This is a genomic window from Pseudoalteromonas sp. GutCa3 (genome assembly GCF_002836155.1).
Taxonomy (GTDB): Bacteria; Pseudomonadota; Gammaproteobacteria; order Enterobacterales; family Alteromonadaceae; genus Pseudoalteromonas; species Pseudoalteromonas arctica.
The window spans coordinates 21,929-36,567 of the sequence record NZ_PJBK01000032.1 but is presented as its reverse complement, the minus strand read 5'-3'; the positions used below and the strand labels follow the sequence as shown (position 1 = coordinate 36,567).

The window sequence follows — 14,639 nt, the reverse complement described above, 5'->3', positions numbered from 1 at the left end:
TAGTCGCTCTATATCCGTAACTTTTTGGCGCAATGAATTATTTAATCCTCTTAAATAATTTATGTTTAATAAAATTAAATTTACTCCACTAAGCAAATTAGTGGAGTAATATTTTTATACCTTGCCAACCAAGTTGTAGCGTTAATAACGTTAAAACTATCCTAAAAATATGCTTAAATTTATCCCCAGACATCTTTTTAAGTAATTTAATTCCGAACCAAGTTCCTACAGCGCCACTTATTACCATGGCAATTACAAGCGGTATCCATTGCCAAAAACTAAAACCAACAGCGCCATAAATTATCGCTTTTAATAAATGCTGCACACTCATAATGCTCGAAAACGTTGCCGTAAATTTTAACTTTTCGTAATTATTTATATATAAACAGCTACCAACTAATGGACCACTTGCCCCCACAAACATAGAAATAAAAGTAGTTATTCCACCGGCGACCATACGCCACACCTTAGAGGTTAATTTTATAGGTGGCGTTTTACCCCACAGTAAATAAATAACAAAAATAGCGACCACTAACTTCATAGCATCAAGCGATATATCATCAATAACAAAACTTGATAACCCCGCCCCTACTAAGCCGCCTAACGCAAAATATACAAACATGCTTTTATCAATATGCTTAAAGCTGAGTAAAAACCTATTTGCATTAGAGCCAAGCTGTACTAAACCATGCACAGGCACAACAACTGCCATTGGCATAAACGACGCCATAACAACAAGCAGCATTAATCCGCCACCAGCACCAAATGCAGCAGATATAAAAGAAGTAAAGCCAGCGGTGATCATTAACAATAAAAACAAAAATAAAGACATGCTGTCGGGAAATAAAAAATCCATAAAACTCCACTGCCTATTTAAGTACTTTTAAGTCGCAGTATTTAAATAGTAAAAAAGGTACTAAACACATTTATAGCAACTTTATCAGCTTCTATCTCGTGCTATGTACTATGTTGCGTTGTTTTTGCACTTTGTTTGCACATTTAACAAATATTATACATTCAACTTCATTACCGGATATTTTTGATGAGAAGATTTAACACACCAATTTTGACACCGCTTGCAGTGTGTATACTTGCACTGGGTTTAGCTGCCTGTAACGGTAGCGATGCTGAAAGTACAGTTGTAACTGAAACAACCACCGATGAGGGAACTACAACAGATACTTCAACCGATTTTGTTGTAGAAGTCGACCCTTTTAACTTTGAAAGCGATGCGCTCATTTCATCAATTACCACTCAAACATGTACGCTAAGTAATGGCGATGAAGCCTCATGCTACAAAATTGATATTGCCGGTGCGCCTTCAAATTACGAGATTGGTGTATTTTGCCCTCAAAATATCACCTCAACAGCTGACGAAGCCGGTATTTGGTTTGATGGCACCGGTGAGGTTTACGATATAACCGGAGACTTTATTTTAAATCTACCTACATTATATAACGATAGTCATTGGCAGCTATACGACGAAGGTACAGGCCTTGTAAATGTAACCGACACACAAGAATCGTGTGATGGCGCTGCACGTCCAAACGTAGAAGAACAATACCAAAACCACTGCGTAGAATGCTCTATTGATTATGTTGATGGCGGTATATCAGAATCATTTTTAATTCCAATAACGCCTGTTGCAACCACTCAAAATAGCAGTATTGGTAACGCCAATGTAGGTGTTGCTCTCAATGGTGTTGTACTTGCTGCACCCGCGCCTGTTGAGGCTATTTTAGGCGCATACACTATTGCAGCCTTTGATGATTGCGCTGGCCATATTAACTTAGTAGCAGGCTATCACTACCACGGTGAAGCAGGTTGTAGCCAAACACAAATTCAATCAGACGGTCATGCCGCCATGATGGGTTATGCACTCGATGGATTTGGTATATTTGGCATGCTAAACGAAGATGGATTAGAACCCACTGATTTAGACGAATGTAGAGGCCACACCGACGATACACGCGGTTACCACTACCACGCAGCCGATGTATCTGAAAACATGTTTATTGGTTGCTTTAAAGGTGCTACCGCAAGATAAGTCGCATTCTGGCTAAATAATTAACTGAGATACTAATGAAAATATTTAACGTAATAAAAGCACTAACAACTGGCTTTTTACTTGCTACTTCATGCTCAGCCCTAAGTCATGCAGGCCACGGTTCAAATGCGCCTTGGGAAGCATGTGAAGCAAAAGCCATTAATGAAGATTGCAGCTACACAAGCCATGATAAAAAAGCGACAGGCACATGCCAAGCGATGAACAAAGTACTTATGTGCGTTCGAAATAAGCCACTTGAAACATTAATAGACAAAGCAACCCAACCAGCAAGTGCTCAAAAGCAATCAGTTAAATCACTCGCTAAACTATAAAGTAAAATAACAGCTACACGCCAAAGCCTTAACGCTGTTTGTTAAGGCTTTTTTAATTACAAATTATTAGAAAGCATCACCTTTATCTGTTAAATTAACTTTGTGTATCAAATAATAAAAATAAAATTCCAAAAATGGAATTACACAAGCAAGGTACCAACGTGAGCGCCACATTTAAAATTGTTTTTAATGGTCAGTTATATCAAAATACTGACCTTACCTCTGCCCAAGAACAACTCAGCCAACTTCTTAATATTCCTCATAATATTGTTGTTCAGTTATTTGATGGAAAAGCTTACGCTTTAAAAAAAGACTTATCGAGTATTGATGCTGTTAAAACAGAATCCTCACTTAAAAAGCTAGGTTTGATTACTAAAGTAGAACCTCAACTAATTACTGTAATCTCTCAATCTCAAAATAATCAAATAGCACTCACTGAGCACAGTAAAAATACAGATAAACACATTAGTGAAAGTACTGAAGGCAAAAGTATCTCAATACAAAGTGAACGCCTAGATACGGGCAAAGCCCCAAATACAGCTGCAGCTATTAAGCAAAGTTATAATAAATATAAACTACTGCGTAACACTTTAAAAAGCGCATTGTACTTTTGCTATAGCGCACTTTGTATTATTACCTTAATAGGCGTAGTGATCAGTGTTAATGCACTGAAAAACAACTTTGGCATTCTAAATAACACAACTACAAATAACACAACTACAAACAACTTAAGTTACCAAAATTATAAACAATATTTGATTGATCAAAATAGCCTAAATCAACCAGCACAAAAAGTAACAAACGAGCGAACAGCTAATCCTACACAGCAAAAAAGTAATGAGTACTTTAGACGCTTTTCATCGCTAATAAATAGCTACGCGCAAACTACCGGGCAAGCTGATATAAAAACGATGGGGGGTGACAAATTACAACAGCACCTGCAAGAGATAGACGACCTAGGCCCTAAAAATGAATTTTGGCAGCAACTGATACAACTTTCAAAAAGCTTAGATAACGATAAGCACGCAATAGGGATGCTAAACAATACTGACCCCGCCAAAGTACAATGGATAAACGCGGTAGATTGGATCAGCCAAAGCTATATTAGGCAACATCAAAACTCGCAAACTATAAACAACTCTCCTGTCGCTACCTATGAGCCAAGTAACCCTATACTTAACCTAACGTTGTTAATAAGTATGCTGTCATTATTTAGCCTGCTTGTAATTGCAATAAAAATGAAGCTACGTGCAATTAGAATTTCTTAAACTTTATTTTCACTTTATAAATTCCATAAAAAAACCCGCAAATTTGGATTAACAAATTTGCGGGTTTCTTATGGTTTTCGAATAACGAGTTCAAAAACCTTTATTGGTGGAGCTGGGGGGATTTGAACCCCCGTCCGAAAAGCCTCGACCGTCGGTACTACATGTTTAGTATTGTCATTTAATTAACCTTTAAGTCCCGGACAAACACGGTAAATAAAGGCGAGGCCGCTTAGTTTTAGCGCTTCAACCCCGGCCAGGGTTTCCGTCGCGATCAGGTGTTAGGGTGACACTCCAAAATCCAGTCCACAAGAATACATGGAAGGAGCGCTAGCCAGCCTAAGCTGCTAGAGAGTAGTTATCGTCGTTTGCGATTACTTTAGGTTGCGGCTGTTTAACGAGGCAAACCGCACCTCGACATGCACCTTGGGCTTCTTGAATTCCGTCGAATCCTAATCAGCCCCTGAATTAGTAACTCAATTCAGAGCGTGCAAACAGTATAACTGAGTAAAGTACTGATACTCAAGGCCTAGTAACGCTTTATTTTAATTGTATGTGCCAATCGCGTGTTAAGTAACCAAAATTTAGTTTATGCAAGCCTATATAAACATTTACTTAACAATGTGTTTAACCTGTGTTCAAATGAGGAGTTAAGGTTTTTGCTATTTCTAAACCTTTAGTTGTAAAAAATAAAAATAATAACAGGCATAGAGTAGGGAATTAATAAATGTCGGTTTTTTCATTTGATAAAAGTACAGGGTTTGTCTCTTTAGAAAGTCACCCTATTGATAGTGGTTTTCCTGTTACAAGTACTCAGTTAACGCAAATGCTAGAGCAATCTGAGTTTAGTGAGTACGAAGCTGTCATTGCCAATATTGGAAAGCTTTTTGCACCAACTAAAAATTATCAGGAAGTATCGCTTGTCGTTGCTAAAGCTGTAGATGCGTCGCTTGTCATTAATATTGATGAAAAAAATATGGTCGCAGAAGCAACATTAACTACCGCTAAAGGTGGCGCACTTTTGTCTATGGAAGGCGCGCAAAAAGCACTTGCTGATGCAGCTGTTAAAAAAGGAATAAGTCCTCGTGCGCTTGATACCTTTTTGGGCCAACAGTTTGAGCAACCAGCAGGAAGCTCTTACAGTGCCATAATTGCACATGGGCGCAATCCAAAAGAAGGCAGCGATGCTAAATTTGTGCGTTTATGCTCAACAGCTCAAGACCGAGTACTCAGCCCACAAGCTAAAGAAGGCGGTAAGGTTGATATGAAAAACCTTGGCGCTATTATCACCGTAAAACCTGGCACTCCCTTAATGCAGCGTATTGCAGCTACACCTGGAGAAGAAGGCTATACGGTATTTGGCGATTCAATTAGTGCAAAACCAGGTAAAGATCACCAACTCCAGCCTTTCGAAGGTACAAAAGTAGATCCTAATAATCCTAATATGCTTATTGCCGACTGCAAAGGTGTGCCCGTTGCCCTACCCCGTGGTATGCGTGTAGATGATGTTTTATGCTTTGATAACGTAGATGTAAGTACAGGCCATGTTGATTTTGATGGTAGCGTAATTATTACTGGCGATATTAAAGACGGCATGCGTGTAAAAGCCAACGGTGATATTACGGTACTTGGTTTTGTGGAATCAGGAACTGTTGAAAGTAAAAGTGCGGTAACCATTATGCTTGGCGCAATTGGCCGAAAACGTGAAGGCGAGGAAGCATTTACGTGCTGTATAACCGCTCAGCGAACTATTTTGATTGGTTATGCCCAGTACTGCAACATTAAATCCGAACAAGATTTATTTATTGAACGCCAAGCTCTACATTGTGATTTAAGTGCTAGGCGATTAATACGTGTAGGCAAAGCAAATGATCCGCGAGGTAAAATTATTGGCGGTAATATTTTAGATGCTATGCGCATTGAAACGGGTGAGCTAGGCGCGCCAGCCGGTACTAAAACACGCGTATTTTTAGCACAACTCTGGTTTGAGCTTCGCCAAAAGCAAACACAAATAACCGATTTTGAAAAAGTACTTGCGACTAAAGTAACCGCTTTACAACAGGCTCGTGAAAAAGCGAGTAAAATTGCGGGGGCTGCTCAGCGTCAGCAATTCATGAATAAGATAACTGAAAATGAAAAGCATATAAAAATACGCTCTGCGCATATTCATCGTCAAAAACTACTTATTAAGCAAAAAATAGTGCAATTACTTGCCAGTAGTCGTTTAAAAGTAAATGAATTAATGCACCCTGGTGTGGAGCTTAAAATAGCGAAAGATTCTAAACAATTTTCGCGTATTTACCCGCCCCACCTAGTTAAGCTAACTGAGGGTAAAATTACTCAGACGTTTTAGTTTCTTCGTCATTTTCAGTTTCAACTTCAGCGTCAGCGTCACAATCGTCGGTTGGCGCTAATGGCCAACCACCTAATTGCTGCCAGCGGTTTACTATTAAACAATAAAGCTCGGCTGTACGTTCTGTGTCGTAAAGTGCTGAGTGCGCTTGGCTGTTATCAAACTCTATACCAGCCGCTCTACATGCTTTTGCTAATACAGTTTGCCCTAACGCTAAACCCGCTAAAGATGTTGTATCAAAGCTTACGAACGGGTGAAATGGCGTACGCTTAATGTTATTACGCTCTATTGCTGCATTTAAAAAGCCATGATCGAATGCGGCATTATGCGCCACAATAACTGAGCGTTGGCACCCAGCAGCCTTTTGCGCTTTGCGTACTACTTTACATATTTCTTTAATGACTTCATCTTCAGGTACTGCGCCACGTAATGGTGAAAACGGGTCTATACCGTTAAAGTCGATGGCTGCTTGTTCTATATTAGCGCCTTCGAATGGCTGAACATGAAAATGAACAGTATGATCTATGCTGAGCAGTCCTTCGTCATCCATTTTTAAAACAGAGGCTGCTATTTCTAACAAGGCATCTGTTTCTTTGTTAAAACCTGCAGTTTCAACATCAATAACAACAGGAAAAAATCCACGAAAGCGTTTTGCGAAAGGTGTTTGCTCAGTATTTGCCATAGTCTTCTTTGTTTATACGTGTAAGCTGACTATTATGTCAAAATTGATGCCCCCTAGGCTAGGGGATTTAAGTATTTATTGCTTTAAAATTGTAGGCACATAACTTGCTTTAACTTATAAGTTAGTTATATAGAGAACAAACTAATCATTGCAGTCGTTAATTTGCCAAATTATTGGCATTCCCGGATAGCTGGAGAGCACCATGAAGTATAAGTTGTTATTTATTAGCCTTAGTATAAGTGCAGTGCTTTGCAGTACTCACTCGCAAGCTGCTATGCGCCAATACACAGCAACCCAAGACAACTCCAACTGGGAAGTCGTTAAAACAACGCGCTTACAATGCCAATTAAATCATGAGGTTCCTTATTACGGTGAAGCTATATTTAAAGCTTCAGCAAGTAAAAATAAAAACTTAACATTTAATTTAGATATGGTTGTACGCCCAGATAACTACGCAATTGCAGGTTTAAAAGCAGTGCCACCTACATGGCGTGCAGGATTGCCCGCTCGTGATATTGCAAATATGAAATTACTTAAAAAGTTTGATGGCGAGCTAGGCAATAAAACCGCATGGGAAATGCTTACCGAGCTTGAAAAAGGCTACTACCCTACTTTTTATTATCAAGACTGGCAAAACAGTGCCGATAAAATTGCCGTTGGTATATCGAGCGTAAACTTTAAACAAGCTTACTGGGCTTTTTTACAATGCCGTGATGAGCTACTCCCTTACAGCTTTGAAGATATTTCGTTTACTGTAATGAACTATCAATCTAACAGCAGTAAATTAACTAAATCCTCGCAACAACGTCTTGATAAGATTGCTGAGTATTTAAAAAATGATGCAAGCATAGAGTCCATTAGTATTGACTCATACACCGATAGTTATGGCGGACGCTGGAATAACTTAGATTTATCGCGCAAGCGCGCCAAAACTATAAAAGATTATATGGTGAGCTTGGGTGTTGATGAAACAAAAGTACAAACCACCGGTTTAGGCGAAAAACGCTTTGTTGATAATAACGATAACATTTTAAGCCGAGACAAAAACCGTCGTTTAATTATTCAAATTGAAAAAATGTAGTAAAGCTAATTTGCGCTTACTTTCTTTCGCTTTAAAACTTATCACTAAATTGAAAAAATGTAGTAAAGCTAATTTGTGTTTACTTTCTTTCGCTTTAAAAACTTATCACCAAATTGGAAAAAACCTAGACTAATTAAAATAATAACCGCACCAATTATTAGTTCTTGGCTTAATGACTCATTATTTAGCCAAGCTCCCAAACCTAACGCAAAGCTAGGAGTTATAAGTGTAGTAAGTGATACCGTGCTTGCATTTAGGTTTTGCAGCACATGAAAATACGCCAAAGCCCCTACTAAAGATCCAAATATTCCTAGATAACCAATAGCCCACAATGATTTTGCACTCCAGTTTTGTATATGCAACTCACCATCTAATAACCACCAAGCAATAAAAAAGAGTGGGGTTACAAAAACTAAGGCACCAAATGTTGTTGCCATAGGGTGAATCGCAATCTGTACACGCTTGATCATCACACCACTTAAACTAAAAAAGCAGACAGCCATAAACACATAAAGCAACCCAAGCCCTTGAGTTTGCGAGTTTTGTACTTGGTTATAACTAACAAAATATAAGCCAATTAAGGCGCACGCTAACGCAACTAATTTAATCGGGCTAAATTTAGGTTCATTTAATAATTGCTGAGCAAGCAACCCCGACAAAATAGGTGCAAGGCCAAACATAAGCGAAATAATACCAGAAGGGACTGTTTTAGCTGCCATATAGCTCAACAACATACCGCCAAAAATACCTATACTCGAATAAAAATAAAGTAAGCATGCATTTTTGCTCCAAGGCACTCTAATATTTGTAATGGCAACAATTAAGCCGCCTAACAATAGCCCCACCAGCATTCGCATTAACACTGCAAGTGTTGGCGATACAGTTTCACTACTCCACACTATACCCAGTGGTGTAGTGGACCATATAAGAACCATTAAAAAATAAGATACTTTAACTGGCACGTGCCATCCCTACGCTTTATATGAATCAATAAAACAAAGAATAAATTATACGCTCACTACTGTGTTTTAGTACTTTTTAAACACTAAAGTCCTTAATAAATACAGTTGTAAATTGTAAGTTACATTTTAATACCGCTCTTTTATTACAAAACTATTTGAGATTTGAGCAACTAGTTATATGGTGCATCAATATTAATAATAATTAAGGTAATTAAGTGCTTAAAAATAAAACAACTGGAAGCATGTTAATTGTTGCAGGCACCACTATTGGTGCAGGTATGTTGGCATTGCCAATTGCATCTGCCGGGCTTGGGTTTAGTACTGCACTTGCATTAATAATTGCTAGCTGGTTACTAATGACCTACACCGCACTACTCATGTTAGAGCTACACCAATACGCACCACGCGATGCAACGTTAAATACATTGGCTAAATTATGGCTTGGAAAGCGCGGACAATACATCGCAAATTTTTCGATGGTTTTTTTATTTTACGCTTTATGCGCTGCTTATATTGCAGGTGGTGGTGCACAACTCCAAGCGCGTATAAATATAGGCTTTGATGTAGATATAGCCCCACAGTTTGGCTCTGTAATCCTCGCTGTTATTATTGCAAGTGTGGTAACGCTAGGTACTAGCAAGGTAGATAAACTAAATAGAGTGTTATTTACAATAAAAATTATTGTATTAGCTAGCTTGTTTTACATGCTTACCCCTTATGTGCAGGGTAAGCACTTATTAGAGATGCCTGTAGAGCAAGGATTAATCCTTTCAGCTATACCGGTTATATTTACTTCGTTTGGCTTTCATGGTTCTATCCCCTCTATTGTTAAATATGTTGGTGTTGAAATAAAAGTACTGCGCAAAGTAATGATTGCTGGAGCCGCCCTACCTTTAGTTATTTATATTTTTTGGCAACTACTTAGCCAAGGTATTATGAGCCAAGCTGATTTACTCAACAGCCAAGGTCTTAATGGGTTTGTATCTAGCGTGGCAAGTATTGCGCATAACCCAAGTGTGGCAACGGCCGTTAAGTTATTTGCTGATTTAGCACTTGCGACATCATTTTTAGGGGTGAGTTTAGGGTTATTTGATTTTTTTGCTGATGCATTTAAAAAGGGTGACAATAAAACAGACCGAATTAAAACGGCTTTAATTACGTTTATTCCGCCGCTTGGCTTTGCATTGTTTTATCCTCAAGGCTTTATTATGGCCTTAGGTTACGCAGCAATAGCACTTGTTGTACTGGCAATATTCTTGCCTGTAGCAATGGTTTATAAACAGCGTACAACATCAAATAAAACAGGTTACCAAGTTAAAAGTGGGAATGTTGGGCTTGGTATAGCAGCTATATGTGGCATAACGATTATTGCTGCGCAGTTTATGCAAATGGCGGGGCTTATTCCTGCTATCGGTTAAAGGTTGCTGCTAATTGTTTAAATTTAGATAATAAAAAACCGCACATCATTAGTAATGATGTGCGGTTTTTTATATTAAATACGTTTATTTACAAACGTCAGCTACAGCATTTGAAAAGTATTCAATATTTGAATGACTAACACCTGCAACATTTACGCGGCTAGAGCCAACAATGTAAATGCCGTATTCTTTTTGTAGGCGAGCAATTTGCTCTTTATTAATACCTAAGAAAGAAAACATACCGTTTTGGCGTTCAATAAATGAGAAGTCTTGAGCAATATCTTTAGTTGCTAAGCTTTCTTTAATTAAGCTACGTAAGCCATTTATACGACTACGCATTTCATCAAGCTCAGAGTGCCACAATTGTGTAAGCTCTGTACTGCTTAAAATAGTATTAACAATGTCAGCACCATGCGCTGGCGGCATTGAGTAAATACTACGTACAACGCTTAGCATTACAGAGTTTGAAATATCTGCTGTTGCGCTGTCTTTTGCAATTAGTGAACATGCACCAATACGCTCGCGGTATAAGCCAAAGTTTTTAGAACATGAAGAACAAATAATTAGCTCTTCCACTGCATCGGCTAAAATACGTAAGCCACGTGCATCGTCTTCAAGTGAGGCACCAAAGCCTTGGTACGCAATATCAACAAGTGGTGTAAAGCCAACTTCTTTTGCCAGTTCGGCAACCGTGTTCCACTGTGTTTCGTTTAAATCCATACCGCTTGGGTTATGACAACATGCATGCAGTAAAACCACATCACCTTTAGGCACTTGTTTAAGTGTGTTGATCATTTCATCAAACAATAAATCTTTATTTTCGTAATCGTAATATGGGTATTCTTTTACTGTTAAGCCTGCAGCTTCAAACAAGCTAATATGGTTAGCCCATGTTGGGTTAGTTACCCAAACAGTCGCGTCTGTATTACAACGTTTAATAAATTCAGCTGCAACACGAAGTGCACCCGTACCACCAGGAGCTTGCGCGGTACGTACGCGGTTAGCTAGTAATACTTGATGCTCACCTAATAGTAACTGCTCCATTTTTTGGCAGTAATCTAAATTACCCGCTAAACCAATGTAAGATTTGCTCATTTCGTTTTCAAGACGAAACGCTTCAGCTTTTTTAACCGCTTTAAGAACCGGTGTATTGCCTTGCTCATCTTTGTAGACACCTACACCTAAATCAATTTTATTAGGGTTTGTATCTTGTTTATAGGCCGCCATAAGGCCAAGAATAGGATCTGTTGGTAATGGTTTTAATACTGAGAACATTGGCTATCTCTTATCGTTATTTAGGGGTTAGCTGTTAAGCTAAGCTTAACATAAAAGCACATCATATTGACTAGCGTTATTTACACTAGAAAGTGAGGAATTTTAATACAACATGCAATTAAAACGGCAAGCGTCTTTTCATCAAAAAAATCATTTTTAAAGGCTTCTGCATCTACAATACCAACACATTCATTTTGTGCATTAAATAAAGGTAGGCAGGTTTCTGATTTAACTTTAGGATCGCATGTGTAGTATTCACCACCTTGTGATAAATACGCCTCAACGTTATTAATAATGCGGCCCTTGTGAGATAGCGCAACCTGTACGTTGTTACTGCCAGCCGCAAATGCTTGCGTTAAAGGAAACAACGGACGACTAGGCGCACCATGATAAGCCAATTTTAATAGTTGATTACCTTCGGGGGTATTAGTTGATTGATAAATACCATACCAATCAACGCCTGTTTGCTGCTCAATGTAGCTTACAATACTTTGTAAAGTAGCCAGCTTAAACTGTGTTTGCTCATCATTTTTAATATAGTCAGTTAATTTGAATGGCTCATCTTGTAAGTAACCAAATAAACTACATGCACCGCCCTCGCCAAGCTCTGGTATTTGATACTCCCAACACACATCAGGCAAAGCAGTGTTTGCTAAATGTAGATCAAGCTTTTCAAGCTCTGTTGAAATCAAAGCTGGATTAGCACTAAGTTGTGCTTGTTTTAAGTAAGAAGAAATCATTTGGCCATCCATACATCTAAAGTTTCGAGAATAATAGCATGGATATTTTTACAGAGCTAGCTCAACTTGTAGCACATTTCAACTTGGTTACCACTGGCGTTATAAGTGACTTTTTCGGCTATTTCTTCTAATAAAGACACCCCTCTGCCAAATTCGTTATTAGCCTTTGCCAACTCATCGTGCTTACTACTAAACCCTCGACCTGAATCACAAATAATAAAATATAAACTGAGCGTGTCGGGGCAATAGCGCATATCAATAATAATCATGGCATCTGTAAGTTTAGCAAGGGCTGCCTCTCTCAACTCGTAATATCGAAAAAAGCCGTCCTCTTGTTTTTTAATTTCTGAGTTAAGGCCTAATACACCATGATCAAGCGCATTGTTGTAAGCCTCAGACAACAGTAAAAATATATTAGAACGATGAGTATTTAGCCCCTCAACACTGCTTAAAATATTAACGACGTCGTAAACGGGGTCTGTTTTTTTTATTTGCTCTGAGTTTAAGCTCAAAGACAAATTAAAAGCTAAAGTAGAAAATGCTTCTAGCTCTTGTTCCTCAGGAATTAAAGGCAGGCAGTTTAGTAAAACAATGCTTAAATCGTCTTGCTGCTTAGTACCATCTGCAAACTTAGTAACATTAGCAACTATGTCTTCACTACTAATCATCGATTTACTTTTTAAGGTTTGTAAAAAACGCTCTTCCCCAAAAAATATATCCTCTTTGTTTGCCGTTTCTATAATACCGTCGGTTGCTAATACTAGGCGTGTATTACTATTTGTTTCAAAATGAATAACTTCATATTCAAATTCTTGTTCATCTAAAATCCCCAGCGCCATATGCTGCGATTCTAATGTTTGTTTTACATTACCGTCTTTATCTATTAGGTAGGCATCGGGTAAGCCGCCCATCCATGCAGAAACACTTTTACCTGATGCACTAAGCTCTATAATGGTTGCAGCACAAAACATATGCCCAGGTAGTAGGTTGTACAGTAGTGTATTTAGCTCACAGGCAATATCGTTAACCGCCATGCCTTTTTGTACCATAGTATAAAACACACGAGAAGTTGGTAATGCACCAATAGCTGCAGCAAGGCCATGGCCCGTAAAATCTCCCAACATGCAATACAAATTACCGATTGGGCTTTGCGCTACTAAAAACATATCGCCGTTAAACATAGAGGCCGGTGATAAATTAAAATCTAAATACTCTTTAAACTTACCTTGGTTTTCTAATGAGTTATTAAAAATATGCTCAATTATTTCGTGTTCACGTTCAATTTGATTATGATGATATTCAAGTAGTTTCTTTTGTTGGTTTGCTTTTTTACTCAGCTCTCTGGTGCGAATATGTGCTTTAATTTTTGCATGCAGAATAACTTTTTCAAATGGTTTATGAATAAAGTCATCGCCACCCACTTCGAGGCAGCGCTCAAAACTTGCTTGATCTTCTAAGGAGGTTATAAAAATAATCGGTAAGTAAACTTCACTATACTGCTGCTTTATTTTTTCAGCAGCTTCAAAACCATCCATTACAGGCATTAAAACATCAAGTAAAACAACGTCTATTTGCTCTCTTTTAAGTACATTAAGTGCATCTAGCCCGTTATAAGCCACTGATATTTTATAACCCTCTTGCTCAAGCATTTTACTTAGTAAAATGCGATTGAGCGCCTGATCATCCACAATTAACACATGTATCATTAGCTAATATCAAACTTTTTATCAAAACGTGAAATTTGTAGAATTTTTCTAAGCTGAGGTTGGCAATTGCTTATTTCAATAGTTTTCACTTGGCTATCAATTGTTTTTTTCATGTTAAGTAACATGCCAAGTGCTGAGCTATCCATGTAGTCAGTCTCTCTTAAATCGATAATAACCTTTACTGTTTTTTCGCTCATTTGAGCATAAGCTTGGCGAAAAGATTGCACTAAATTAAAGTCAAATTTACCTTTGATTTGTATTGTTAATGTAGTGCCATCGACTGATTCATTCTTAGTTAAACTCATATTAAACTCCAATAATATTTCCTTTGAACTAAATATAACCTGTTAAAAGTATTTAGCAAAAAGAAAAACACACAACTTCAAATTTGCTATCATTTACGCCAATATTTAATTAATTTTTATCCATAAAGGTAAGGTATGAGTGATAGTCACTTAGTATATTCAACAAGTACGGGTCGCATTGACCAGCCAAAACCAGAAAAAGAGTTAGAAGCTAAGCTTTTTAAAGATGGTTTTATTCGCATTGAGCGTCAAACAAAAGGACGTAAAGGCAAAGGCGTAATGTTAGTTGTAGGCATTGATCCAAAAGATCATGATTTAAAAAAGTTAGCTAAAACTATAAAAAGCAAAATGGGCCAAGGCGGCGCAGTAAAAGAAGGCATTATTGAAGTGCAAGGTGATGACCGCGATAAACTAAAAGCCATTTTAGAAGCGTTAAAATTTAAAGTTAAAATTGCGGGTGGTTAACCCGCAAT

General features: G+C 38.0%; 14 protein-coding genes and 1 other RNA gene. 7 read left to right on the top strand and 8 right to left on the bottom strand.

What is annotated here, in order from left to right:
- Positions 1–97 precede the first annotated feature (97 nt).
- The gene (locus CXF64_RS06460) at positions 98–856 is read right to left on the bottom strand and encodes a sulfite exporter TauE/SafE family protein (protein ID WP_101216610.1); all 759 of its coding nucleotides are present in this window, start codon (positions 854–856) and stop codon (positions 98–100) included.
- Positions 857–1,042: 186 nt separating this feature from the next.
- Here CXF64_RS06460 and CXF64_RS06455 point away from each other — a divergent pair, with 186 nt between their 5' ends.
- The 3 genes from CXF64_RS06455 to CXF64_RS06445 all read left to right on the top strand — a co-directional run bounded on the left by CXF64_RS06455 (position 1,043) and on the right by CXF64_RS06445 (position 3,647).
- Entirely contained in the window at positions 1,043–2,047 is a 1,005-nt protein-coding gene (locus tag CXF64_RS06455) for a YHYH protein (RefSeq protein WP_024591658.1), read from the top strand.
- A gap of 35 nt (positions 2,048–2,082) precedes the next feature.
- Positions 2,083–2,379: a hypothetical protein gene (locus CXF64_RS06450; protein WP_076925481.1), complete on the top strand. Its 297-nt coding sequence runs from the start codon at positions 2,083–2,085 to the stop codon at positions 2,377–2,379.
- Between the two features lie 161 nt (positions 2,380–2,540).
- A complete protein-coding gene (locus tag CXF64_RS06445; RefSeq protein ID WP_232783789.1) occupies positions 2,541–3,647 on the top strand; it encodes a hypothetical protein in 1,107 nt (368 codons plus the stop codon).
- Positions 3,648–3,751: 104 nt separating this feature from the next.
- On the opposite strand, the gene ssrA is transcribed toward CXF64_RS06445, so the two are convergent.
- Positions 3,752–4,108, bottom strand: a transfer-messenger RNA (tmRNA) gene (ssrA, locus tag CXF64_RS06440).
- A 263-nt stretch (positions 4,109–4,371) separates the two neighbouring features.
- On the opposite strand from ssrA, the gene CXF64_RS06435 reads away from it, so the two are divergent.
- The gene (locus CXF64_RS06435; protein ID WP_101216608.1) at positions 4,372–5,997 is read left to right on the top strand and encodes a DUF342 domain-containing protein; all 1,626 of its coding nucleotides are present in this window, start codon (positions 4,372–4,374) and stop codon (positions 5,995–5,997) included.
- Here the strand turns inward: CXF64_RS06435 and rnt are convergent.
- Positions 5,981–6,679 (bottom strand): ribonuclease T, encoded by a 699-nt coding sequence (rnt, locus tag CXF64_RS06430; RefSeq protein ID WP_101216607.1) that lies wholly within the window; start codon positions 6,677–6,679, stop codon positions 5,981–5,983. The genes CXF64_RS06435 and rnt overlap by 17 nt on opposite strands.
- A gap of 202 nt (positions 6,680–6,881) precedes the next feature.
- On the opposite strand from rnt, the gene CXF64_RS06425 reads away from it, so the two are divergent.
- Positions 6,882–7,760, top strand: coding sequence for a flagellar protein MotY (locus CXF64_RS06425; protein ID WP_024589405.1), 879 nt, complete (start codon positions 6,882–6,884; stop codon positions 7,758–7,760).
- A gap of 68 nt (positions 7,761–7,828) precedes the next feature.
- Here the strand turns inward: CXF64_RS06425 and CXF64_RS06420 are convergent, their stop codons facing one another.
- Complete coding sequence (locus CXF64_RS06420; protein WP_101216606.1) at positions 7,829–8,722, bottom strand: DMT family transporter; 894 nt, start codon at positions 8,720–8,722, stop codon at positions 7,829–7,831.
- Positions 8,723–8,937: 215 nt separating this feature from the next.
- Between CXF64_RS06420 and CXF64_RS06415 the strand changes: the two genes are divergently transcribed.
- Positions 8,938–10,140: an aromatic amino acid transport family protein gene (locus tag CXF64_RS06415; protein ID WP_024608927.1), complete on the top strand. Its 1,203-nt coding sequence runs from the start codon at positions 8,938–8,940 to the stop codon at positions 10,138–10,140.
- An 84-nt stretch (positions 10,141–10,224) separates the two neighbouring features.
- On the opposite strand, the gene CXF64_RS06410 is transcribed toward CXF64_RS06415, so the two are convergent.
- The 4 genes from CXF64_RS06410 to CXF64_RS06395 all read right to left on the bottom strand — a co-directional run bounded on the left by CXF64_RS06410 (position 10,225) and on the right by CXF64_RS06395 (position 14,166).
- Positions 10,225–11,415: an amino acid aminotransferase gene (locus CXF64_RS06410; protein WP_024593589.1), complete on the bottom strand. Its 1,191-nt coding sequence runs from the start codon at positions 11,413–11,415 to the stop codon at positions 10,225–10,227.
- Positions 11,416–11,495: 80 nt separating this feature from the next.
- On the bottom strand, positions 11,496–12,155 hold the full coding sequence (locus CXF64_RS06405; RefSeq protein WP_024593588.1) for a GAF domain-containing protein: 660 nt from the start codon (positions 12,153–12,155) through the stop codon (positions 11,496–11,498).
- Positions 12,156–12,211: 56 nt separating this feature from the next.
- Positions 12,212–13,861: a SpoIIE family protein phosphatase gene (locus tag CXF64_RS06400; RefSeq protein ID WP_101216605.1), complete on the bottom strand. Its 1,650-nt coding sequence runs from the start codon at positions 13,859–13,861 to the stop codon at positions 12,212–12,214.
- On the bottom strand, positions 13,861–14,166 hold the full coding sequence (locus CXF64_RS06395) for an STAS domain-containing protein (protein ID WP_002962948.1): 306 nt from the start codon (positions 14,164–14,166) through the stop codon (positions 13,861–13,863). The genes CXF64_RS06400 and CXF64_RS06395 overlap by 1 nt, the downstream gene beginning before the upstream one ends.
- Before the next feature lie 135 nt (positions 14,167–14,301).
- Between CXF64_RS06395 and CXF64_RS06390 the strand changes: the two genes are divergently transcribed.
- Positions 14,302–14,631 (top strand): translation initiation factor, encoded by a 330-nt coding sequence (locus CXF64_RS06390; protein ID WP_007581414.1) that lies wholly within the window; start codon positions 14,302–14,304, stop codon positions 14,629–14,631.
- Positions 14,632–14,639: the final 8 nt, after the last annotated feature.